The sequence below is a fragment of the Brevibacillus sp. FW306-2-1A-C05A genome (assembly GCF_058781555.1).
In genome coordinates, this window is the sequence record NZ_JBYSWV010000002.1 from 95,628 (window position 1) to 117,925 (window position 22,298).

Below are 22,298 nucleotides of genomic sequence, written 5' to 3' on the forward strand. Positions count from 1 at the left end.
CCTGATGAACCATGATGAACCGGGAGGAAACAGTTGAAACGCTGATTAAGAACGTTTCGTGCCAGCAGCAGGGAGGCGACTTCGTGCTGACCTGGCATTGGGGGCAGGATATTCCTTGCGTGTACGTGCACAAGTCGCTGTACGGCGCTCCGTTTGATGCCGGTCTGATCGAGGATCAAGAGCTGAAGCTGTACACGCGCGAGGAATACAAGGTACACAAAGGACTGCGCGAAAAAGCCGAGGGCATCGGCCGATATACGTACCGCATCTTTCCCTGCCGCCTGGAAGACGGCAAGCCGATTCTGCTCATTCCGCAGGGCGACGCGCACGTCATCCATGTCAGTACGGGGAAGGCGAAAATTTACTACTCGTTCAAGCGGAGCGGAAGCTGGTTTCGCAAGCAGCAAACGTTGCAAATCCGCATTTTCTCCGAAATTCCGATCGCCAAAGACGTCCTCTGCTATGTGAAAAAGGAAGGCTCGCCCCCCGCGCACAAAGATGACGGGACGCAATACCCGTTCATTCGCGATCTGGTGCCAGGCGTCAATCTGTTGCCCGAAATCGAGGTCAGGAAAAAGGACGTCATCCGCCTCTTTTTTACGGACGGAAAAAAATACGGGGAAATGTACGAACTGATTCCGGAATAGGAGGGTGAAGCCATGCTGTCGTTTTTGAAAAACATGTTTGAGAAAAAGCCGCAAGTAAGCGAACGGCTTCCTTTTTACGATATTGTCTGCCCGTACTGCTTTGCCAAGTACGGACCGGACGAGGTGGTGTTCCGCGCGACACACTACCGCCAGGACGACGAGGACTACGCCTTGCAGGAGGATGAGATTCTCAACGCCTATCGCGACAAATTCGGCCTGGATGCCATCGACGAGCTGGAAGCGGTCATCGACCCGGACTCGATCCCGCCGGAAAATCACCTGTACGTCGACAATGTGCTGGCAGGCGTGACCGACCGCTACGGAATGGTGTCCAAGCGCAGGCTGTGCCCGAAGTGCCACAACGAGCTGCCGATTACGGCGGGCAAAGCGCCGAGCAACATCATTTCGATCGTCGGGGCGTCGCAGGTCGGCAAATCCGTGTATATGACGTCGTTGATTCATACGCTGCAAAACTCGACGGCAAGCCGCTTCAACGCTGCCTGCATGCCGCTCAATGCGCAGATCAGCCGCAAGTTCCGCGAGAACTACGAAGCGCCGCTGTTTGAGCGCGGCCAGTTGCTCGATTCCACGCAAAAAGAAAAGCGTCAGGAACCGTTTATTTTTCAGTTCATTTTCAAAGACAGCCAAAAAGCGCCGCTCATCCTCGTCTTTTTCGACGTCGCAGGCGAAGGCATGGTCGATCGCGAGTATTTGGAGCTGTACGCCGCGCATGTGAAAAACTCGTCCGGCATCCTGTTTCTGGTCGATCCGCTGCAAATCAAGACGATTCGCGACCGGGTCATGCTGCGGGCGGGCGACGAGCCGGGCGAATTCACGGCGAGGTACGACGAGCCGCGCGAGGTCGTCATTACGTTGTTCGAGAACTTCATCGGCTATCAGGAGCAGAGCAAGACGGACATCCCGACGGCGGTCGTGCTGACGAAGAGCGACATGCTGCATCTCATCAAGGAAGACGACGGCGAATACATCAAGTCCAACAGCAATGTGTTCCGCAATTTCGTCCATGAACAGTATTTGAACACGGCTGAATTCGAGAACATCAACGGAGAGATCAGCCGCTTTATCGAAAAAGTGGATCGCCCGTTCAAAGACGCGCTGGAGGTCTACTTTACCAATACGGCCTACTTCGCTGTATCAGCGCTGGGCAGCAATCCGGTCAATCAAAAGGTGAGCGGCGTCGTGACGCCGATTCGCGTCGATGAGCCGTTCATCTGGTTGATGCATCAGCTTGATTACATCGAGGGGAGGGAGCAGTAGTGAACCGTCAGCCCATTTTGCAGCAATTCTACACCCGCGGGCGACAGGGGGTTTTCCGCTCGAACGAAGGCTACGATACGGTAGCCAGGACGCCAGGGCTGGACAACCAATTCATCAAAAAGACACTCCATCCTTTTTGCGTGTACGATGCCCCCAGACAGCTTCAGGAGCGGGCGGAGAGCGACCTGTCCGCCTACCCGGAAGCGCTCGTCTGCTTCCACGCCGAATCTGGCGAGATGGTGCTCGGCAGAAGCGTGTTTGTCGGGGCGGACTTTACCGGGCAGCGAAACACGTTTTTCAGTCACAACTACGTCATTCCGGCGGGGCGGCGGGACGAGTTTATTACGAATCCGGAGAAAATTTTCGGCGTGCGCGCCTTTGCCGACCGTCACGACGATACGCAGGGCAAGGAGCTGCCGCCTGTAGCGGAGCTTCCGGCGCAGTCGACCTTGCCCGCAGACCGGAAGCGGCTGCTCGGACAGCTCGGGTTCGACGAGCGGCTGTTCAAACAACTGCTCTATGCCGTCATGACTTCGCTTACGGCGAAAAAGAAAGTATTCATCAGTCTGGACGTGGACATCAGCGCGGCCGCAACCAGCGCCAGCCAACTGCTCGAGGTTCTGTACAGTTGCTTGCCGTATGAGCTGCGCAGACATTTTGGCTTTCTCACCTACAGCAGCGAGCCGCAGAGCAAGAAGCATATCCACGTCATGTTTGTGGAAAAAGGCAGCATTCGCCCCGGCGGCGGACACAGTGACAAAGACTTTTTGTTTGATCTGGCGCTCGGACGTGTGCAGAACGTCGACTTGCAGGAGGGGGCGCACGAATACCTCGATTTTGCCTGGGAGTACGTGAACGACCCGCAGGCTCTGGCGTCGTTCCATGCTTTTTGCGAGGAAGTGCTGGCAGGGGCGGAGACGGCGCTGACCTTGCAGGTGCGCACGTATTACGAGCTGTGCGCCCTCTACCTGATCGAAAAAGGCCGGACGGCTGTCTACGAACGCAATCCGGCGGGCGTATGGCAGGCGTTGAACGGCTATTTGCGCCAGCCGGCGCTGGCGAACAACAAACGGTTGCTGGAGCTGCAAGTGCTGCTGTTTCACGGCGAAGTAAGCGCGCTTGCCGCCAAAAAGTTGCCCGAGGGCGAGACAATCCGGCAGATGCTGGACTCCTGCGGATTGAGCAGGCAGGACCGTCTGCGCATGGACATGGTCCGCTATTTGCTGAATGTGTTGGTGAGAGCGAAGTCGTCGGGGCAGCGCGGGCTGGCAAGCGAAGTGTACAAGCATTTGTCCGCCCATCCCGAGCTGTTTGGCATGACGATGAAGACGATTTTTCACTCGGAGCAATTGGTGAAGCAGCTTTTCGAAGGGTACGCGAGCGAGCGGTTGGCAGCAGTGACCGCGCTATCCGGCATGCTGGAGGAAATTCGCTTTTGGACGAAAACAGCCCCGGAAGCTTTGCGCCATCCTTTTTTTGTCGCCGAATCGACGGAAAAGCTGCTCCGTTTGTTCGCCCGCGAAAAAAACAAGCTGGAAGCCGCGATTTCCATTCACCAGTTTTTTGACAACCTCGACAGAGCGCGCAGCTATGCCGATCCGTTGCTGGACGAGCTGGACAAGTCGCTCTTGAAGCTGATAGAGCTGGAGAAGCTGTCCAGGGAGGAATTTCAGAAAATGATCGCGCTTCTGGAGGAAAAGCCGCAGAGCTTTTTCGGGACGCTTGATGTGGCGAGCAGGCAAAAGCAAGAGATGCTCATGCATGTAGCGACGCTGCGTGAAGCGAGAGGCGGCTTGCACCCGGCGGAGTTTTTCCGCAAATGGGAGCGCGACGAGGTCAGCGTGCAGCAGCAGATGATCGCCAACATGCTGGCGCGGCCGCTTGACGCGGACTGCTTTGCCCATGTGCCGCTCGTCTACTATCGCGAGGACCATTTTGGCCAGGAAGGCTTCCAGTTTGCAGAGATGCTCGACTTCGTGCAAAAAAATGGCGGCGAGGAAACATTGCACGCGTTCATCCAGTGGACGATGACGCAGCGCATGTTTGTGGAAGGAAGAAGTTTGCTGCCAGCGTATCGGCAAGCGCTCCGGTCGCTTTTCCTGGAAAACAAGGCGGCAAGACTGCGCAACAAAGAGTGGCGCAAGCGGTGGTACACGGTCCGCCATGCCGATTTTCGCAAGCTGCTGGAAGAGGTGCGCAGCGAGACGGCCAACCCGCTGGTCAAGCTGTTTCGCCACAAGACGTTGATGATTTCCGCGATGGTTGTCCTCGTGGCGGCTGGTGGAACGGCAGGCTATATGCTCTCGCAGCAAAAGCCGGTGGCCGAGCCTCCGCAGGAGCAACCGGGAGATCAGCAGCCCGTGCCGCCCGATGTGGTCCAGGCGCAATTCGTCCCTGTCTATCGGCTCATGCTGGAGGAGCCGCACATCCAGCCAGTGAGAGAAGCTGCCGGGGAAAACGGCCAGCAAGCCCCGGGTGCAACGGATCAGCCAGCTACGCCGTAGAAGCGGGTTTTTGTGCGCGTGCTCCCGGAAGCTTCGGGCATTCGGGCAGAGCGCAGGCCCTATAAATAGCGGGACCGATTTTCCCTGACATCGCGCTTTTGCAAGCGGCAAGCTGGTAAATCGGTCCTAGAAAAAATTTGCAGCAATGGAAAACGATTCAGTGATTTGCTATTATGGAGGTATCTGCCAAAAGACGTGCAGGGGCAAATTCAATCACTGAACGGGTAGCGCTCGATGAGCAAAAAATGTGTGAAAATAATCAGCATTTGCAGACACCCTACCGGATTGGACAGTTAGGGTGTTTTTTGCAGCGGTTCTTGGGGCAAAGCTTCTTTGGCGACGGAGCCTTTGTAGTATTTTTCCAGGGATTTGTCGGAGCCTGTCCAATGCGCCAGCTTGGCGAGCAAACCAAACAGCGCTTTTTGCAGGAACAGCGGCAGGTAGGGGACGTAGAACTGTCCCATTTTGAACAGCGTGCCCAAAAGCAGGATGTTTTTCGGCAAGTACTGCTTCAAAAATGGCATGTAAAAGCTCCGTCCGTCCGTATCCAGGCCGTATCCGCAGCGGACGAACGACTCGAAAGTGCCGGCAGGGCGGATCTCCGCGGTGAAGCTGACGAATTCATTGGAAGGGTTGTAAAACCCGTGAATATGGTCGCGAGGGATGTCCAGCTTCTCGCCAGGCTTCAAAATGATTTTTTTTCCGTCAATTTTTACCTCCAAATTTCCGCTTATCCCTTCAAACGTCTCCGTAAGTTCGGTATGATAATGTAGAAAAATTCCATTGTCCGGTGGCAGGTCTGTGCGGAAAAGCAAATATTCCCCATTGGTTTCTTCTGTCGTCTTCAGAAAGGTAACCGTTTCATTTGTGTAAGGGTTGCTTACAACTCGACTCAAATTTGCCATAGAGATACCTCCATAAGTATTAGTAGAAAAATAGCATTTTATGACAGAATATATATTCAATATAGATTATTTGTCCTGAAGCAACAATATAAATGATAGGATGTTCTGCCTAGATGGAGTGGATAGTATGAGCGGCATGATCGTGATTCCGGGATACAGAGTGACAGAGTTTCTCTCAACACATTCAAATATGGGATTTTACCGCGGTTTTCGTAACAGCGACAACCTGCCCGTCATCATCAAGAAGCCGCGTGAAGGTCCCACGCACAAAGAGTCGCTTTGGAGACTGAAGCACGAGTATCGCATTTTGCAATCTCTCGAATCACATGCTGTGGAAACTGCCGTTGAGCTGATCGATCACAATCGGGAAACTGCGCTTATCACGGAAGATTTCGGGGGAGTGCCGCTCTCCCTGCTCTGCAAAATGAAAGAGCTGTCATTAAAAGAAATCCTGACCATTTCGATTCGTATCGCTTCGTGCATCGAGGACATTCATCAGCAGCGCATTATCCATAAAGACATCAATCCGGCCCATATACTGGTGCACCCGGAGACGTATGAGGTCAAGCTGATTAACTTCGGCCTGGCGACCAGGAGATACCAGGAGCACCAGGGCGTGATGAATCCGAAGGAGTGGAGAGGCAACCTGCGCTACGTATCGCCTGAGCAGACGGGAAGAATGAATCGGACGGTCGATTACCGGACGGATATTTACTCGTTTGGCGTGACGATTTACGAGCTGCTGACAGGAAAGCCGCCTTTTCTCACATCGGACATGCTTGAGTTGGTACATGCCCACATGGCCCGAAAACCGATCGCTCCCGTGCAGGTGAAACCATCTGTTCCGCCAGTTTTGTCGGACATCGTGATGAAGTGTCTGTCCAAAAATACCGAAGACCGCTATTTCAGCATGGCTGGCCTGGTGGCCGATTTGCAGCTTTGCCTGGACCAGCTTGTGAACAACGAAACGATCGGGCTGTTCCCGCTGGCGCAGCACGACCGCGCGGACCGCATGCACATCCCGGAAAAGCTGTACGGACGCGAGCAGGAAATCCAGATGCTGATCGACGCGTTTGAAGAGGCGTCAAATGGCGCATCGCGCATGGTCATGCTGAGCGGCAGTGCAGGTGTCGGCAAGTCCGCTCTCGTTTTCGAGGCGCAAAAAGTTTTCCTGAAGGGCAGAGGGCGCTTTATTTCCGGCAAGTTCGATCAATACCGCCAAGGCGTGCCGTATTCGGCCATCATTCAAATCTTTCAGGATTTGATAAAGCAGCTTTTGGCCGGAAATGAAAGAGAGCTGGCGACGTGGCGGGAAACGATTCTCGAAGCGATGCAAGGGCTTGGGCAGGTCATCATGGACGTGATTCCCCAACTGGCCGCGGTGATCGGCAAGCAGCCGCCCGTGCCGGAGCTGCCCGCCGCAGAGGCCAAAAACCGTTTTCAGTTGGTCATGCAAAGGTTTATCCGCATCTGGGCAAGCCCCGAGCATCCGCTGGTACTTTTTCTCGACGACCTGCAATGGGCGGATTCGTCGTCGTTGTTTCTCATCCGCGAGCTTGTCGCCGATTTGCCGCTCAGCCATTTTTTGCTCGTGTGCGCCTATCGCGATCAGGATGGAGGCGCGATCAATCCTTTGATCGCGATTTTGACGGAGGCGGGAGTCAAAAGCAGGATGCTGCGCCAAATCACGCTGTTGCCGCTGCGGCTCGCCCAGATCAACGCGATGCTCTCCGACGCGCTGCATACAGACCCTGCTGTCACGCAGCCGCTGGCGATGATTTTAATGCGGAAAACGGCAGGGAATCCGTTCTACTCCAGGCAGTTTATCAAGTCTTTGTACGATCAGAACCTGCTGCGGTACGTCCCGGAGGAGCGCGGCTGGCAATGGGATCTGGCTGAGATTGAGAAGCTCAGCACCACGGAGAACGTCGCTGATTTTCTCGTGGAAAAAGTGCGGCGCCTGCCTGAAGTGACCCAGAAGCTGCTGGCTTACGCGGCGTGCCTCGGTAACTCCTTTTATTTGGGGATGCTGGCAAAAGCGCAAAATCGGAGTGAATCCGAAGCGGTCCGGGATATTTGGCCTGCCATGGAGGAAGGGCTGATCTATCCCTTGGAAGGCGCAGAGTATTTGGCCTATGCGGCCGTTGAGGAAGAAGAAAATCTCGCGCAGGTCACGATCCAGTTCAATTTTGTTCACGACCGAATTCAGCAGGCGGCGTACTCCTCGCTGTCGGTGGAGGAACAGAAAAAGGCGCACGTAAAGCTCGGGAGAATGTTGTGGAACATGTCCCACTCGTATGAATCGGTGCTGCTGTTTGAAATATGTGAGCACATGTATCGCGGCGCAGACATGATTGAAGATTCGGCGGAAAGAATCCAGGTCGCCCACTGCCATCTGCTCGCCGGCCAAAAAGCGATGGCCTCTACTGCCTTCGATGCGGCGCTGCAGTATTTCCAGCGGGGGACGATGTTCATCGGCGAAGCGGCGTGGGAGCAGCACCATCAACTGGCGATGGAGCTGTACACGCTCTATGCCGAGTCGGCGTATTTGTGCAACCAGATGGAGGACGCGAATCGGCTGTTTGACCTTACCCTTTCGTATGCCAGGACCAACCGTGAGCGCGTGCGGGTCCTGGAGTTGCAAATCCACATGTACACCCGCCTGGCCGAGTTTTCGCGGGTGATAGATATTGCGAGCGAAGCGTTGGGGCTGCTTGGCGTGCCCATTCCGCACAAGCCAGGGAAGCTCGATATCATCAAGGAAATGTGGCAGATCAAGCGGCGGCTGAGAGGGCGCAAAATTGACGAGCTGCTCTATTTGCCGGACATACCGGATGAGAACTACCAGTTGGCGATGAGCATCATCAGCGACGCAGGACCTTCCTCGTACTTCGTCAATCCGAACTGGTTTGCGCTGACGATCTTGCGCGTGCTGCACCTGTCGCTCGTACACGGCAATGCGGTTGCGTCAGCGAACGGCTATACCGGCTACGGGATCGTGCTCGGCTCGCAGCTCGGCAACTACCGGGAGGCGTACGAGTTCGGGCAACTGGCCTGCCGGGTGGCGGATGGCTTTGCGGACCCGATCGCGATGACGAAGGCGTACGGAGCGTTTGCCCTGCTCATCAACCACTGGTGCGACCATGCGCGGACAAACATTCCGCTGCTGAAAAAAGCGATCCAGCTCGGGATGGAAGGCGGAGGAAACATTTACGCTGCCTACAATGCCCACGGCTTGCTGGAAGCCATGCTCTACTGCGGGCTGCCGCTGGAAGAGCTGGAGCAGCAAATCGAGGAGCATGCCGACCTGATCTGCCAGATGAAGGTGGTCGATCACGATGATCGGCTCTTGTTGTTGCGGCAAGCGTTGTACACGTTTACACACTGGACAGAGGGCGCAAAGACGGCGTTTTGCCGGGACGGCTTCGATGAGGCGCAATACGTGAGCAGCCTGCAAACAGAAGGCACCAGCTACAAGCGCTACATGTACCACTTTTACAAGTCGCTGGCGCATCTCATGTACGGCAACTACGCGGAAGCCGCGCAACTGCTGAGCGAAGCAGAGCAATGGATGGAGTCGGTCAGCGGCCAGGTGCTGGTCAGCCAGCATGTTTTCATGCACGCCCTGTCGTTGACGAAGCTGTACGAGCACGCCAATCGCCGCGAGCAGTTGCGCTACGCGAAAAAGATCAAGGCGCATTTGAAAAAAATGAAGACTTGGGCCGACAATTGCCCGGAAAACTTCCAGCACAAATACTTGCTGATGAGCGCCGAGTGGAGCCGTGTCAACGGCAAGCGGCAGGCAGCGGGAGAGCTGTACGATCAGGCACTGCAACTGGCGAAAAAGGATGGCTTTTTGCAAAATGAGGCACTGGCGAGCGAACTGGCTGCCCATCATTATTTGGCATTGGGCCTGGAGACAATCGCCAGGGTGTACATGACGGAAGCGTATGAGACGTACTTGCAGTGGGGAGCTTTGGCCAAGTCCAGAGAGATTGAAGAGCGCTACCCGCATCTTTTGCAGCGGGGGAGAGGGCTGGAAGCATCGGCAGAGCTTGCGGCGACAGACCAGTCCGCCGATCTGGTCGATCTGATGAGCGTGATTAAGGCGTCGCAAACGATGGCGAGCGAGATCAGGCTGGAGCTGCTGCTCGCGACCATGCTGCGCACCGTCATGAGCAACGCGGGAGCGGAAAAAGGCATCCTGATCCTGAAAAACGAGAGCGAATGGGTCATCGAGGCAGCCGGGTCTGTCGATCTGGACGTGGAAATCATGCAGTCCGTCCCGTACGAGCACAGCGGGATGCTCTCTGTCGCCGTGGTCAACTACACGATCCGGACTGAAGAAATGCTGGTGCTGCACAACGCTTCGGTCGAAGGCGTCTTTTTCCGGGATACGTACATCACGAAAAACAAGCCGAAGTCGATTTTGTGTTCGCCACTGTGGCAGCAGGGCAAAATGATCGGCGTCATTTACCTGGAAAACAACGAGACGACGCACGTCTTCAACGAAAAACGCTCGGAGCCGCTGCGGCTCATTTTCTCGCAGATGGCGATCTTTATTGAAAATGCCCGGCTGTATCACCAGTTGGAGCAATGGAATCAGTCGCTGGAGATGATCGTCGCCGAGCGAACGACGGAGATTCAATCGCTTTTGCAGGCGAACAAAAACTTGCTGAACAACGCAGGCCAAGGCTTCCTGTCGTTTTCCAAAAATTTGCTCGTCCATTCCGAATACAGCCGCGAATGCTTGCGGATGTTCGGCAGAGAGCTGGCAGGCGAATCGGTGGCAAGCCTTTTGTACCCGAACCGTCCGGAAGAGCGGGCGTTTGTCGAATCGCTTCTGGAAAAGTATTTTGAGACGAAGGACCAGGGACAAAAAGAGCTGTATTTGAGCCTCTTCCCTACGGAAATTTACATCAACCAGCTTCCGCTCAAGCTGGAGTGCAAGCCAATCCATGAGGATCGCCGCGATTCTCCCGAGGGTTTGATGCTGATTTTGACCGACTTGAGCGAACAAAGGGCGCTGGAAAGCAAAATGGAGCAGGAGTGGCAAAGGCTGAACATGATTTTGACCGTGGCGATCAGCTTGCCGCTTTTCCAAAAAGTATATCGCTCCTTCACGGCTTTCTTCGCGGGCGGTTGGAAAACGCTGTTCAGCGCGGGCGTGGACGAGTCCGACAGCCTGTTCAAGCTGGCGGCGCAAATCCATCAGTTCAAAGGGGATTTCAGTCAATTCCATCTGATCCACACGCCGCAAAAGCTGCACGATCTGGAAACGTGGCTGATGGATCGGGACAGGCAGCAGGAGCGCTTCACCGACGGAGATTTCCCGAGCCAACTGCCGGTTGCGCAAGTCCAGGCTGCCATGGAGCAGGATTTGGAGATCATCCGCAACAAATTGGGCAACAGCTTTTTGGAAAGTGGCGACGGAGACATGACGATTGCCAAGGACAGGTGGGAGCATTTTGTCGAAAAGGTGAGCAAGCTGTTGCCTGACAGCTCTGCTGCCCAGCTCGACCAATGCATTCGCGAGCTGCACCAGCGTCCGATCAAGGAATTGATGGCGCGCTATCAGGAGTATGTAACGGAGCTTGCCCAGCGCCTGAACAAAACGATCCATCCGCTTCGGCTGGAGGCAGAGGAGATTTTGGTGGACCCTGAGCGCTTTGAGCCGTTTGTATGCAGCTTGCTGCACGTATTTTCCAATGCGATCGTCCACGCCATGGAGCCGGAAAGTGAGCGGCTGGCGCAAGGCAAAGAAGGCCGGGGAACGATCAGTTGCCGGATTTGGCAGGAGGACGCTGCGCTGCTGATCGCCATCGAGGACGACGGCAGAGGGATTGATATCGACAGGCTCAAGCAGCAGGGGCTGGAAAAAGGCTGGGAGGCAGAGCAGGACGAAGAGGAGCTCGGCTTCCTGTTTTACGAGCAGGTCAGCGTCAGAGAAGAGGCCGACATTTATTCGGGCAGAGGATTAGGGCTGCTGATTGTCAAACGGGAGGTCGAGAGACTGCGGGGCACAGTGAGCGTTACTTCCCAGACCGGGCAAGGCACCCGCTTTCTTTTCCGGATTCCGCTGGAAGACAAGCTTCCACAAATATCGAAGCAAAGGAAAAACTGAGGCGCGAACAAGCCCTCAGTTTTTTTGTGCTCCGGCCGACTGTTCAGTGCGTGTTTTGAATAGAATCCAAAAGGCGCTCTTCATCAATCGGCTTGGTGATATAGTGACGCGCTCCCGCATTGATCGCTTCAAAGACCAAATGCTTTAAACCGTAGGTGCTAATCATGATGATGTAGGCATTGGGGAATTCGCTAATAATTTTTTTGACAGTGTCGATACCGTTCATGCCTGGCATGTTGATATCCATCATGACTACGTCAGGTTGGTGCGTCATGTACTGATGGTAGGCGTCTAATCCATCCGCCGCTTCTGCAATGACTTGATGGCCAGCCCGTTGAAGGATGATTCTAATGTATTCTCGGACAACAATCGAGTCATCAGCAATTAATATACGAGCCATAAAACCTCCTGTGTCGAAGCGGTGTGATAGTGTTGTGCAGTGTATGGTGTGCCTGCCTTAACCATAACATTGATAGGAAAATGGTCGCAATCCCATTATTAGAAAATTTGAGCGATCTTTGACGGAAACGTCACAAATCAGTCAACTGTGAGTCCTTGACGGCCAGGATCGCTCCCGTGAAGCCGCTCCTGCCGCAAAGGAGCGGCTGAAAACGTTGTATCCTTTCGCCAGAATGACATTTCTTTCGTGAAGATCTTGTAAAAAAAGCGATGAGTTCGCCGCACCTGAAAGGGTAAGGTGTAAAATGTCGCTAGGATAACAGGGGGTACATGACAGGAAAGGTGACACTATGGATGCGAAAATAGCCGAGCGGCAAACAGGCCGACGAGAAATCAGCGCGTACAATCTATTTGCGTTGACTTGGCCTATCTTTTTGGAGTTGCTGCTTTTTTCCCTGATCGGCATTACCGACACGTTTATGCTGAGCGGGGTGTCCGATCAGGCAGTATCGGCAGTTGGAGCTGCCAATCAACTGATCTTTATTGCGATTTTGATTTTGGAGGTGGTGGGCAACGGCGCTTCGAATGTCGTCGCGCAATACATCGGCTCGAAAAAAATGGTCGATGCGGCGAGGGTCGGGGCAGTTGCCATCACGCTCAACCTGCTGATCGGCATCGTCATTAGCGTAGGCTTTGTCCTGTTTGGCAATGCCTTGCTTACCCATGTCAATTTGCAGGGAGAGATTTTGGCGCTGGCCCAGTCGTATATCGCCATCGTCGGGGGCGGCTTGTTTTTGCAGGCGCTCATCAATACGCTGGCGAGCATGATTCGAACTTACGGCTTCACGAAGGAGAGCATGTTCATCTCGCTCGGGATCAACGTGATTCACGTGATCGGGAACTATTTGCTGATCTTTGGCCGCTTCGGCTTTCCCGAACTGGGCGTGGAGGGGGCGGCGATCTCTACCGTATTGAGCAGAGCGTTGGGGCTGATCGTCTTTTTCTGGGCGTTTTATCGGCTGATCGAGGTCAAAGTCGGGTTCAAAGAGTACGTGGCGATCAAACGGTCGTACGTCGGCAAAATTTGCCGGGTGGGCATTCCTGCCGCATGCGAGCAAATCATGTACCACGCCTGTCAGCTCGTCTTTTTTTACTACGTGACGTTTCTGGGCGCAGCGTCGCTCGCCTCCCGCCAGTACGTGCTTCAGCTCTCCATGTTCATTTACTTGTTCAGCGTCGCGATCGGGATGGGGACGGCGATCATTACCGGCAAGCTGGTCGGGGCAGGCCGGCCGGACGAAGCTTACGGCAGGGTGTGGAAAAGCTTGCGCTGGGGCTTGCTCTACACGGCTGTAGTCAATACGCTCATCATCGTCTTCCGCGAACCGATTATGGGCATGTTCACGACTGATCCGCAAGTTTTGCAGATCAGCTCGACGATCATTTTGCTCAGCATATTGCTGGAGACGGGGCGTGTTTTCAACATCGTGCTGATTAATTCCTTGCGCGCGGCGGGAGATACCCAGTTTCCGGTGTATATGGGCCTGATCTCGATGATCGGGATCAGCTTGCCGCTTGGCTATGTGCTCGCTTTTTACGCGGGCTTGGGCTTGGCTGGGGTATGGCTGGCAGTCGCAACCGATGAATGGATACGGGGCATCATGATGTTTTTCCGCTGGCGGAGCAGGGCGTGGGAGCGAAAAACGCTCATCGACCCGTAGCGCGTGCCAGCACAACGAACGACTCCGTCTGCAGACCGACTGGAAAACAACCCCAGAGGCGGATTCTACTTCTCCGTCTGTCGAGTACAATGAATAGCAAGAACAGATAAGCTTGCGTATAGAGGAGATAGAGATGAAAAGTTGGATAGGAGCTGGATTTTTGGCTTTGGCCATAGGTCTTGCGGGCTGTAGCAACGGAAGCTTGCAGACTGTAGAGGAAAAACGGCATTTGGAGCTGCCGATTGCGGCGATAGAAACGCTGGAGATAGCGACAGCGTCGGGTGATTTGATCGTGAAGGGAGACGACAAGGCCACCTCTATCCAGGTAGACGCTACGATCAACAGATCGCCAAATATCAATCCCGAAGATATAGAAGTAACGCTCGCCGAGGACGGGGCTGTCGCCCAGTTGACGTCAGAAAGTCGCGCGCAGTTCGGCGTGGCGTATATGAAGCTGAAACTGGAGGTCACGGTTCCATCCGGTTTGAAGGTCGCGATCACGGACGGTTCAGGGGATATCGACGTATCCAAGCTGGCGGGGCCGCTCACGATTGCGGATGACTCCGGCGATATCCGGCTGAAGGATGTCACTGGCGAAGTGGAAATCAACGACCAGTCCGGTGATATCAAAATCAGCAAGGCGACTGCCCTCAAGCTGATTGAGGACGATTCCGGCGACATTTTGCTGGAAGATACGGTTGGCGATGTGGAGATTCGCGATCAGTCGGGCGATATGAACATCGTCCGGCACAAAGGCAACCTGAGCATATCGGATGAAAGCGGCGATATCGACATTTACACAGTCGATGGAAACGTGGAAATCGTAGAGGATGGCTCTGGAAAGCGTTCGGTGAAAAACGTCAGCGGATCGTACACGGAGAACTGAAAAAAGAGTGCCGTTGCCTTTGGCGCAGCGGCGCTTTTTTATTAGGAAGACACAGGCCGGAAAATTCTTACTTTTGTCAATCCAGAGAAATTTAGTCGACTAATGAAAAAATGCTTTTATCCAGGATAAAGAAGTGCTAATATAACAAATGGAGAAACGATTGAGAATGAGATTCTTTATTATTGAGAATGAATCCCTTTCTCAATAAGCACAATAAAAGCAACGCATCATTCACGTGAACAAAGAGAAGAGTAGGGAAGCGATGAAAAAAAGATATTTGGTTGTGGCCCTGATTCTGCTATCAATGGTATCCCTGTTTATCGGCGTGAAGGACATTTCGCCCCTGGAGCTGTTCAATCTCAGCGACGACAAGGTTCAGGTGATGTGGATCAGCCGGATTCCCCGCCTGATTAGCATCATCATCGCCGGTATCAGCATGAGTGTGGTCGGCCTCATCATGCAGCAACTGACCCGCAATAAATTTGTCTCGCCTACGACGGCAGGGACCGAAGATTCTGTCCGCTTCGGGATTCTCGTCTCCTTGCTTGTGTTTGTCGACGCCTCTGTATGGGTGAAGCTGCTCGTGGCATTCGTTTTCGCTCTGCTCGGAACGTTTGTCTTCATGAAAATTCTCGACAGAGTGAAGTACAAAGACTCGATCTTCATTCCGCTGGTCGGGCTAATGTTCGGGAATATCGTCGGGTCGATCACGACGTTTTTCGCCTACAAGCACGACCTGATCCAGAACATGTCGTCCTGGTTGCACGGCGATTTTTCCTCCATCATGAGGGGCAACTACGAGCTTCTATACATAAGCATTCCGCTGGTCGTCATTGCGTACCTGTTTGCCAACAAGTTTACGATCGCAGGGATGGGCGAGGAATTTGCCATCAACCTCGGGCTGAATTACAAGCAGGTCGTCAATATCGGGCTGGCGATTGTCGCGATGGTTTCGTCCGTCGTCATCCTCACAGTGGGAACGATCCCGTTTTTAGGGCTTATTATTCCTAATATTGTGACGCTTTATCTCGGTGACAACCTGAAAAAAAGCTTGGCCCATACCGCCTTGCTGGGCGCGGTGTTCGTCCTCTGCTGCGATATTTTGGGACGCCTCATCATCTTCCCGTACGAAATTTCGATCGGTTTGATGGTCGGGGTAGTGGGCAGCGGTATATTCGTGTACTTACTCATGAGAAGAAAGGCATATGAACGATGAAAGCTAAGATTGGTGGCATGGCGATAGTCGCCGTTGCTCTGATAGCCGTATTCATGCTGATTGACGCTGGAGGCAACTGGGATTACGTGCTTCCCCGGCGGGCGAAAAAAATTCTCGCCATCATCTTGACCGGGTGCATCATCGCATTCTCGACAATGGTCTTCCAGACGATTACCAACAACCGCATCTTGACGCCCAGCATCATCGGCCTTGATTCCCTTTACATGTTCATTCAGACGTTCGTCATTTTCGTGTTTGGCTCTACGCACATGACGATCATGAACAAAAATGTCAACTTTCTCATCTCGACAGGCTTGATGGTTTTGTTTGCCGGCGTGCTGTACAAATTCCTGTTTAAACGGGAAGGCCAAAACATCTACTTCCTGCTGTTGATCGGGCTGATCTTCGGCACGCTGTTCGGCAGTCTGTCGACGTTCATGCAAGTGTTGATCGACCCGAATGAATTTCAGATCGTACAGGATAAAATGTTCGCCAGCTTCAACAACGTGAACACAGACCTGCTGATTCTCAGCTTTGTGCTGGTGATCGCGATCGGGATCTACTTCTGGCGCTACACCAAATATTTGGATGTGCTGTCGCTGGGACGCGATCAGGCGATCAACCTGGGGATTCCTTACGATTTTGTCGTCAAGCGCTTCCTGATCGTGATTGCGATTCTGGTGTCGATTGCGACCGCATTGGTTGGACCGATCACCTTCCTGGGGCTTCTGGTGGCGAACCTGGCTCATCAGTTCATGAAGACGTATCAGCACAAGTATTTGCTGGCAGGCTCGGCGTTAATCAGCGTCGTGGCGCTGGTAGGCGGTCTGTTGGTCGTAGAGCGCGTGTTCACGTTCTCGACGACGCTCAGTGTGATCGTCAACTTTATCGGTGGGGTTTACTTCATCTATCTTCTGTTAAAGGAGAATAAAGCGTGATAGAAGTCCGTAACGTCTCAAAACAGTATGGGAACAAAAACGTCGTGGAAAACGTCTCGGTGAAGATTGCCAAGGGAAAAATCACGTCTTTTATCGGGCCGAACGGAGCCGGGAAGAGTACGCTTTTGTCCATGGTCAGCCGTTTGTTGACGAAGGACCAGGGCGAGGTATTGATTGAGGGGCAAGAGATCGGCCAGTACAAAAGCAACGACCTGGCGAAAAAGATTTCGATTCTCAAGCAGTCCAACCACATCACCGTTCGCCTGACGATCCGCGAGCTGGTCAGCTTCGGGCGCTTCCCGTACTCGCAAGGCAACCTGACCAAAGAGGACTGGAAGTATGTAGACGAAGCGATCCGTTACCTGGAGCTTACGGACATTCAGCACAAATACCTCGACCAGTTGAGCGGCGGGCAGCGGCAGCGGGCGTACATCGCCATGGTTGTCGCGCAAAACACGGAGTATGTGCTTCTCGATGAGCCGCTGAACAATTTGGACATGAAGCATTCGGTCCAGATCATGAAGGTGCTGCGCCGCCTGGTGGACGAGATGGGCAAAACCGTCGTGATCGTCATTCACGATATCAATTTTGCTTCCTGCTACTCGGACTATATCGTGGCGCTCAAGGATGGCAAGGTCGTGAAGGAAGGCACTACCGACGAGATCATCGACCCGCAAACCTTGAAGGATGTGTACGATATGGACATCCACATCGAGGACATCGACCAAAACAAAATATGCGTATATTTCGCGTAACGCTTTTCTTCCCTTCGATAAAATTATTTTGATGGCATGCAAGGGGGTTCATCAGCAAGCTATCAATAATTTTATATATATTAAAAAACTTATAGAGGTGAGAGAAATGAACAAAAAAATCCTTGTGCTGTTCATGGCCGTACTGTTGGCAGTCTTTACAGCGGCATGCGGTTCCGGCTCCAATAGTGCAGCTCCTTCCCAAACGCCAGAGGCTTCCAACGGCGCCGCGAAGGAATCCGAAGAAATCACGATCAAACATAAATTGGGCGAGGCAAAACTGAAGAAGAACCCGCAAAACGTAGTAGTCTTTGACTACGGTGTACTCGATTCCCTGGACAAACTGGGCATTGAAGTGAAAGGGGTAGCGCAATCCAGCATTCCTCCTTACCTGGAGAAGTTCAAGGACGCGAAATACACCAACATCGGCAGCCTGAAAGAGCCTGACTTTGAAAAAATCAACGCGATGAAACCGGATGTAATCTTCATCTCCGGCCGTCAGCAAGACGCTTATGAAGAACTGAACAAAATCGCCCCAACCATCTTCCTGGGTGTAGATACGACCAAGTACATGGAGTCCTTCACCGAGAACATGAAAACTCTCGGCACTATCTTCGGCAAAGAAGCGCAAGTAGACGAAGAACTGGCAAAAATCAACGACTCTATCAAGCAACTGAATGAAAAAGCGACTGCAAGCGGCAAAAACGCGCTGATCGTTCTGGTGAACGAAGGCAAGCTGAGCGCTTACGGTCCTGGTTCCCGCTTCGGCATTTTGCATGACGTATTTGGCTTTGCTGCTGTAGACAAAAACATTGAAGTTTCAACACACGGTCAAAGCGTATCGGCTGAGTACGTGGCAGAGAAAGACCCTGACTACCTGTTTGTCGTAGACCGCGGCGTAATCTCCGGAAACCAAGGCGTTTCTGCTGCAGCAAAAGAAGCGGTAGAAAACGACCTGGTGAAAAACACCAAAGCGTTCAAAAACGGCAACATCATTTACCTGGATGCCAACTACTGGTACCTGTCCGGTGGCGGACTGGTGTCTACAGCGAACATGGCTGATGAAATCCTGAAAGACATCAAGTGGTAATCAAACCTCGTTGACAGATAGGCAGCAGCCCGGGGCAGATCAAGCCCCGGGCTGCTTGCTTGTTTTTCTTTGCACCAAAAAAGCCATTCTCCTTTTGGCCGATCAGGAGAATGGCTTGTGCTGTCGATGATAGAGAAAATTAACGAGTGCCGACCAGCTTGCGTTCTTCTTCTTGTACCGCTTGGGCGGCTGGTTGAACTAGGCTGGATGCAGGTTGCTTGTTTTCAACGGCATGGCTCAGCTCGTAAGGGAGGCAAAGCGGCACGCCTGTGCGCGGGTCGGTCAAAATGTCCGCTTCGATGTTGAATACTTTGCGCAGCATCTCGGGAGTCATGACTTCTGCCGGAGTACCTTCTGCCATGACGGTGCCGCGAGAGATCGCCACCATGTGCTGGGCGTAGCGTGTCGCATGGTTCAAATCGTGGACGACCATGACGATCGTGCGGTTTTCTTCCTCGTTCAGCTTTTGCAGCAGCTTGAGCACTTCCAACTGGTGTGCCATGTCGAGGAAGGTGGTCGGCTCATCCAGGAACAGAATGTCGGTCCCTTGCGCCAAAGCCATGGCGATCCAGGCGCGCTGGCGTTGACCGCCGGAGAGCTGGTCTACAGGACGGTCGTAGAAGTCGACCATACCCGTCATGGAAATGGCCCATTGGACGATTTCCTTATCTTCTTTGGTCAGGGAGCCGAAGCCTTTTTGATGCGGGAAGCGGCCGTAGGTAACAAGCTCAGACACGGTCAATCCATCGGGAGCAGTTGGGTTCTGCGGAAGAATCGCCAGTTGCTTGGCGACTTCTTTGGTCGACTGCTGATGGATAGACTTCCCGTCCAGAAACACCTGTCCGCCTGACGGCTTCATGATTCGGGCCAATGTTTTGAGGATAGTCGATTTGCCCGAGCCGTTTGCGCCGACCAGCGCGGTGATTTTGCCGGAAGGGATGCTGATATTCAGGTCTTTGACAATGGAAAGCTCGCCGTAACCGATGTCCAGCTTTTGCGTGTATAAGCGTTCCACAATAGGCCAACTCCTTTATAGGAAAGTATGTACATGTATGAGTAAAAGCAGACAATGATAATCATTTTCATTAAAGTATATAACGGAATGCAGGCAATTTCAATACTTGATCGCTTGATCGCGTGCAATCGAGGCATGAGAAAAGCCAACCTGCTCTCTAGTGTGAGCAAATTGGCTTGGGAATAACAAGCTTATGAAAATAGGCGACTAGCTTTGGTACGTGATGTGGGCGATGATGCCTTCCTCGTCATCCAGTACCAGCTCGATACCCGCAGAGTACGGGTTGCGTTGCATTTGCGTCTCCAGATAGAAGCGGATGGCTTCGATCAGGTTGATCTCGACGAACACCTGCTTGCGACCGTTGGCGTAAACTTCAGCGGAAAAGCCGTAGTCTTCGTCCCACATCAGCTCAACTTCTACGTCTTGCGGCTGAACTTGCTTTTTGCTCGCCACATGCAGGCAGATGGCGTTGATGAGCATTTGCTCCGAAAATGTTATCTTTTCCATGCGTTCAGTTCCTGTTTCTTCGCGCGTTGCGTTTTGAAGTAGACGAAGATTTTGCGGATCAGGACGATCACAGCCACAATCGCCAGCATGTTAATCAGGAAGCCGAAGATTGCGCCCAAAGCTCCCATGTCGCCAAACAGGCTACCGAACAGCAATCCAGCCAGTCCACCGACGAGAAGGCCTTTCATGAAGCCGCCGCTGCTTTTGGTCGGAGCAGCAGTTGCCGGTGTATTGGTTGTCGTGCTTTTATTGGTAGAGGCATTTACATTCGAATCGGCTTTGGTTGGAGTTTGCGTGTTCGTTGGAGCTGTATTGGAATTGAACGACTTTTTGCCAGACTTGTAGCCTTTTGCATCGGCGTGATCTGTGAATCCGCCAGGAGCGAGTACGAGCATAACGGCGACCAACAGCATGATGAGTTTTTTCATGTGATTTGAGTAGCCCCTCTCTATTCATTGAGTTACATATAAGTGTACATGAATATTTGGAGCTTTTCCACCAAACATTCGGTGAACATTGCTGGATGGAAGAAGAAAACAAAACGAAAGCCCCTGACGTGCAGCAGCAGCCAAGGGCTTTCTCGCTATGCGCTTTTTTTCAGTTTGCGAGCCGCCCAGTTGCCGAGCGACTGGATCAGTTGCACCAAAACGACGAGGATGATGACGGTAATTATCATGACCTCGATATCCCATTGCTGGTAGCCGTAGCGCAGCGCCAGATCGCCCAGCCCGCCCGCTCCGACGGCTCCGGCCATCGCGGTCGCGCCGATCAGGCCGATGGTGGCAATCGTCAGGCAGAGCACGATGCCCGGTCTTGCCTCGCGCAGCATGATGCGAAAAATAATTTGTCGGCGCGAGGCTCCCATGGCCTGGTACGCCTCGATGACGCCGCGGTCCACGTCGTGCAGCGCCGTCTCCATCAAGCGGGAAATATAAGGAGCCGTGTAGACGATCAACGGGACGATGGCGCCCTCGATGCCGATGGAGGTACCGACGATCAGCTCGGTGAACGGGATGATCGCGACCATCAGGATGATAAAAGGCAGCGAGCGCACGATGTTGATGATCGTATTGAGTGCGTGGTAGATGAATTTGTTCGGAAACAGATGGTTGCCCTGGGTAACGACGAGAAGAATCCCCAGCGGAATGCCGATGAGCGTCGCAATGAACAGCGCGATGCCCACCATGATGACAGTTTCCTGCAAGGACTGTCCGAAGACAGGAATCATTTCAGTAAGGCGGTCCATGAGTGCGTGCCCTCCTCTCGTTCGACGATGTCCACTCTGTAAACCGATTCGCGCAGAAAAGCAATGCCGTCCTCAATCGCCCGTTCCTCCCCGGAGATATGCAGCAGCAGAATGCCCAGCGCCGTTCCTTTAATGGAAGTAATCGAGCCGTACAGCAAGTTGGTGCTGACCGGAAAACGCGCGGACAGCGTGCCGAGCACCGGATCGAGCGCGGCATCCCCGCGAAAAGCTACGCGAAGTATTTTCGAGACAGGCCCGGACGGCTTGATTTTGGCCAAAATTTCACCCGGCACTTCATCGTCAAAAATCGTCTTGATGAAATTGCGCGTCGTCTGCTGCTGCGGATTGCTGAAAATATCAAGCACAGTCCCTTGCTCGATGATGACGCCGTTTTCCATGATCGCGACCTGGTCGCATATTTTTTTGATAACCTGCATTTCGTGGGTAATCAGCACGATTGTCAGATTGAACTTGCGGTTAATGTCGAGCAAAAGCTCCAAGATCGATTCGGTCGTCTGCGGGTCGAGAGCAGATGTCGCTTCGTCGCACAGCAAAATTTCCGGATCGGTGGCGAGTGCCCGGGCAATGCCTACCCGTTGCTTTTGCCCGCCGGACAGTTGGGAAGGATAGGCGTTTGCCTTGTCCGCCAGACCGACGAGGCGCAGCAAGTCTTCTACCTTGCGCTTGATAACGTCCTTTGGCACTCGGTTCATCCGCAATATTTCCGCCACGTTGTCAAAGACGTTGTAGGAGGAAAGCAGATTGAAGTGCTGAAAAATAATGCCGATCTTTTTGCGCGCCTGGCGCAGCTCTTTTTCCTTCAGCTCAAGCAGATTTTGCCCGTTGACGACTACGGAGCCGCTCGTCGGCTTTTCCAACAGGTTGATCGTGCGGAGCAGGGTACTTTTCCCCGCTCCGCTAAAGCCGATCACGCCGTAGATTTGCCCTTTTTCCACGTTCAGAGATACGCCCTTCAAGGCTTCGACCTGCCTGGCTCCTACCTTGTACGTTTTATGAATATCAGTTAGCTGTATCATCACGAGTGTCTCCTTGTTGTCGGTTGTTCCCGG

17 protein-coding genes are annotated in these 22,298 nt (G+C 53.3%); 10 read left to right on the top strand and 7 right to left on the bottom strand.

What is annotated here, in order from left to right:
- Positions 1-11: 11 nt before the first annotated feature.
- From AC3WJN_RS03395 to AC3WJN_RS03405, 3 genes are read left to right on the top strand one after another with little or no spacing between them, the layout of a single operon-like run.
- Positions 12-647: a hypothetical protein gene (locus AC3WJN_RS03395; RefSeq protein ID WP_005830179.1), complete on the top strand. Its 636-nt coding sequence runs from the start codon at positions 12-14 to the stop codon at positions 645-647.
- Between the two features lie 12 nt (positions 648-659).
- The gene (locus AC3WJN_RS03400) at positions 660-1,925 is read left to right on the top strand and encodes a TRAFAC clade GTPase domain-containing protein (RefSeq protein WP_007778303.1); all 1,266 of its coding nucleotides are present in this window, start codon (positions 660-662) and stop codon (positions 1,923-1,925) included.
- Positions 1,925-4,429: a GAP1-N2 domain-containing protein gene (locus tag AC3WJN_RS03405; protein ID WP_007778305.1), complete on the top strand. Its 2,505-nt coding sequence runs from the start codon at positions 1,925-1,927 to the stop codon at positions 4,427-4,429. The genes AC3WJN_RS03400 and AC3WJN_RS03405 overlap by 1 nt, the downstream gene beginning before the upstream one ends.
- A 293-nt stretch (positions 4,430-4,722) precedes the next feature.
- Here AC3WJN_RS03405 and AC3WJN_RS03410 read toward each other — a convergent pair whose 3' ends face one another.
- Complete coding sequence (locus tag AC3WJN_RS03410; protein WP_005830173.1) at positions 4,723-5,334, bottom strand: cupin domain-containing protein; 612 nt, start codon at positions 5,332-5,334, stop codon at positions 4,723-4,725.
- A 127-nt stretch (positions 5,335-5,461) separates the two neighbouring features.
- On the opposite strand from AC3WJN_RS03410, the gene AC3WJN_RS03415 reads away from it, so the two are divergent.
- On the top strand, positions 5,462-11,458 hold the full coding sequence (locus tag AC3WJN_RS03415; protein WP_007778308.1) for an AAA family ATPase: 5,997 nt from the start codon (positions 5,462-5,464) through the stop codon (positions 11,456-11,458).
- Between the two features lie 43 nt (positions 11,459-11,501).
- Here AC3WJN_RS03415 and AC3WJN_RS03420 read toward each other — a convergent pair whose 3' ends face one another.
- Positions 11,502-11,858 (bottom strand): response regulator, encoded by a 357-nt coding sequence (locus tag AC3WJN_RS03420; RefSeq protein WP_005830165.1) that lies wholly within the window; start codon positions 11,856-11,858, stop codon positions 11,502-11,504.
- Between the two features lie 349 nt (positions 11,859-12,207).
- Between AC3WJN_RS03420 and AC3WJN_RS03425 the strand changes: the two genes are divergently transcribed.
- From AC3WJN_RS03425 to AC3WJN_RS03450, 6 genes are all read left to right on the top strand, one after another.
- A complete protein-coding gene (locus tag AC3WJN_RS03425; protein WP_007778313.1) occupies positions 12,208-13,578 on the top strand; it encodes an MATE family efflux transporter in 1,371 nt (456 codons plus the stop codon).
- A 133-nt stretch (positions 13,579-13,711) separates the two neighbouring features.
- Positions 13,712-14,464 carry a DUF4097 family beta strand repeat-containing protein gene (locus tag AC3WJN_RS03430; protein ID WP_007778317.1) on the top strand — a complete coding sequence of 251 codons (753 nt, stop codon included), beginning with the start codon at positions 13,712-13,714 and terminating at the stop codon, positions 14,462-14,464.
- 262 nt (positions 14,465-14,726) lie between these two features.
- A complete protein-coding gene (locus tag AC3WJN_RS03435; protein ID WP_005830159.1) occupies positions 14,727-15,680 on the top strand; it encodes an ABC transporter permease in 954 nt (317 codons plus the stop codon).
- Positions 15,677-16,618: an iron chelate uptake ABC transporter family permease subunit gene (locus AC3WJN_RS03440; RefSeq protein ID WP_007778320.1), complete on the top strand. Its 942-nt coding sequence runs from the start codon at positions 15,677-15,679 to the stop codon at positions 16,616-16,618. Before AC3WJN_RS03435 ends, AC3WJN_RS03440 begins: the two co-directional genes overlap by 4 nt.
- A complete protein-coding gene (locus AC3WJN_RS03445; RefSeq protein ID WP_007778323.1) occupies positions 16,615-17,373 on the top strand; it encodes an iron ABC transporter ATP-binding protein in 759 nt (252 codons plus the stop codon). Before AC3WJN_RS03440 ends, AC3WJN_RS03445 begins: the two co-directional genes overlap by 4 nt.
- 106 nt (positions 17,374-17,479) lie before the next feature.
- Positions 17,480-18,460, top strand: coding sequence for a siderophore ABC transporter substrate-binding protein (locus AC3WJN_RS03450; RefSeq protein ID WP_007778327.1), 981 nt, complete (start codon positions 17,480-17,482; stop codon positions 18,458-18,460).
- A gap of 139 nt (positions 18,461-18,599) precedes the next feature.
- Here the strand turns inward: AC3WJN_RS03450 and AC3WJN_RS03455 are convergent, their stop codons facing one another.
- From AC3WJN_RS03455 to AC3WJN_RS03475, 5 genes are all read right to left on the bottom strand, one after another.
- Complete coding sequence (locus AC3WJN_RS03455; RefSeq protein WP_005830155.1) at positions 18,600-19,475, bottom strand: ABC transporter ATP-binding protein; 876 nt, start codon at positions 19,473-19,475, stop codon at positions 18,600-18,602.
- A gap of 207 nt (positions 19,476-19,682) precedes the next feature.
- Complete coding sequence (locus AC3WJN_RS03460; RefSeq protein ID WP_005830153.1) at positions 19,683-19,982, bottom strand: YxcD family protein; 300 nt, start codon at positions 19,980-19,982, stop codon at positions 19,683-19,685.
- Entirely contained in the window at positions 19,970-20,410 is a 441-nt protein-coding gene (locus tag AC3WJN_RS03465) for a hypothetical protein (protein WP_005830151.1), read from the bottom strand. Before AC3WJN_RS03465 ends, AC3WJN_RS03460 begins: the two co-directional genes overlap by 13 nt.
- 155 nt (positions 20,411-20,565) lie before the next feature.
- The gene (locus tag AC3WJN_RS03470; RefSeq protein WP_007778332.1) at positions 20,566-21,228 is read right to left on the bottom strand and encodes a methionine ABC transporter permease; all 663 of its coding nucleotides are present in this window, start codon (positions 21,226-21,228) and stop codon (positions 20,566-20,568) included.
- Positions 21,207-22,265, bottom strand: a complete 1,059-nt coding sequence (locus tag AC3WJN_RS03475) for a methionine ABC transporter ATP-binding protein (RefSeq protein ID WP_005830147.1) — start codon at positions 22,263-22,265, stop codon at positions 21,207-21,209. Before AC3WJN_RS03475 ends, AC3WJN_RS03470 begins: the two co-directional genes overlap by 22 nt.
- Positions 22,266-22,298 lie beyond the last annotated feature (33 nt).

Excerpts from the sequence above, each read along its gene's own strand:
- AC3WJN_RS03395 (WP_005830179.1), top strand. The coding sequence starts at position 12 with ATGATGAACCGGGAGGAAACAGTTGAAACGCTGATTAAGAACGTTTCG.
- AC3WJN_RS03400 (WP_007778303.1), top strand. The coding sequence starts at position 660 with ATGCTGTCGTTTTTGAAAAACATGTTTGAGAAAAAGCCGCAAGTAAGC.
- AC3WJN_RS03410 (WP_005830173.1), bottom strand. The coding sequence starts at position 5,334 with ATGGCAAATTTGAGTCGAGTTGTAAGCAACCCTTACACAAATGAAACG.
- AC3WJN_RS03415 (WP_007778308.1), top strand. The coding sequence starts at position 5,462 with ATGAGCGGCATGATCGTGATTCCGGGATACAGAGTGACAGAGTTTCTC.
- AC3WJN_RS03420 (WP_005830165.1), bottom strand. The coding sequence starts at position 11,858 with ATGGCTCGTATATTAATTGCTGATGACTCGATTGTTGTCCGAGAATAC.
- AC3WJN_RS03425 (WP_007778313.1), top strand. The coding sequence starts at position 12,208 with ATGGATGCGAAAATAGCCGAGCGGCAAACAGGCCGACGAGAAATCAGC.
- AC3WJN_RS03430 (WP_007778317.1), top strand. The coding sequence starts at position 13,712 with ATGAAAAGTTGGATAGGAGCTGGATTTTTGGCTTTGGCCATAGGTCTT.
- AC3WJN_RS03435 (WP_005830159.1), top strand. The coding sequence starts at position 14,727 with ATGAAAAAAAGATATTTGGTTGTGGCCCTGATTCTGCTATCAATGGTA.
- AC3WJN_RS03440 (WP_007778320.1), top strand. The coding sequence starts at position 15,677 with ATGAAAGCTAAGATTGGTGGCATGGCGATAGTCGCCGTTGCTCTGATA.
- AC3WJN_RS03450 (WP_007778327.1), top strand. The coding sequence starts at position 17,480 with ATGAACAAAAAAATCCTTGTGCTGTTCATGGCCGTACTGTTGGCAGTC.
- AC3WJN_RS03460 (WP_005830153.1), bottom strand. The coding sequence starts at position 19,982 with ATGGAAAAGATAACATTTTCGGAGCAAATGCTCATCAACGCCATCTGC.
- AC3WJN_RS03465 (WP_005830151.1), bottom strand. The coding sequence starts at position 20,410 with ATGAAAAAACTCATCATGCTGTTGGTCGCCGTTATGCTCGTACTCGCT.
- AC3WJN_RS03470 (WP_007778332.1), bottom strand. The coding sequence starts at position 21,228 with ATGGACCGCCTTACTGAAATGATTCCTGTCTTCGGACAGTCCTTGCAG.
- AC3WJN_RS03475 (WP_005830147.1), bottom strand. The coding sequence starts at position 22,265 with ATGATACAGCTAACTGATATTCATAAAACGTACAAGGTAGGAGCCAGG.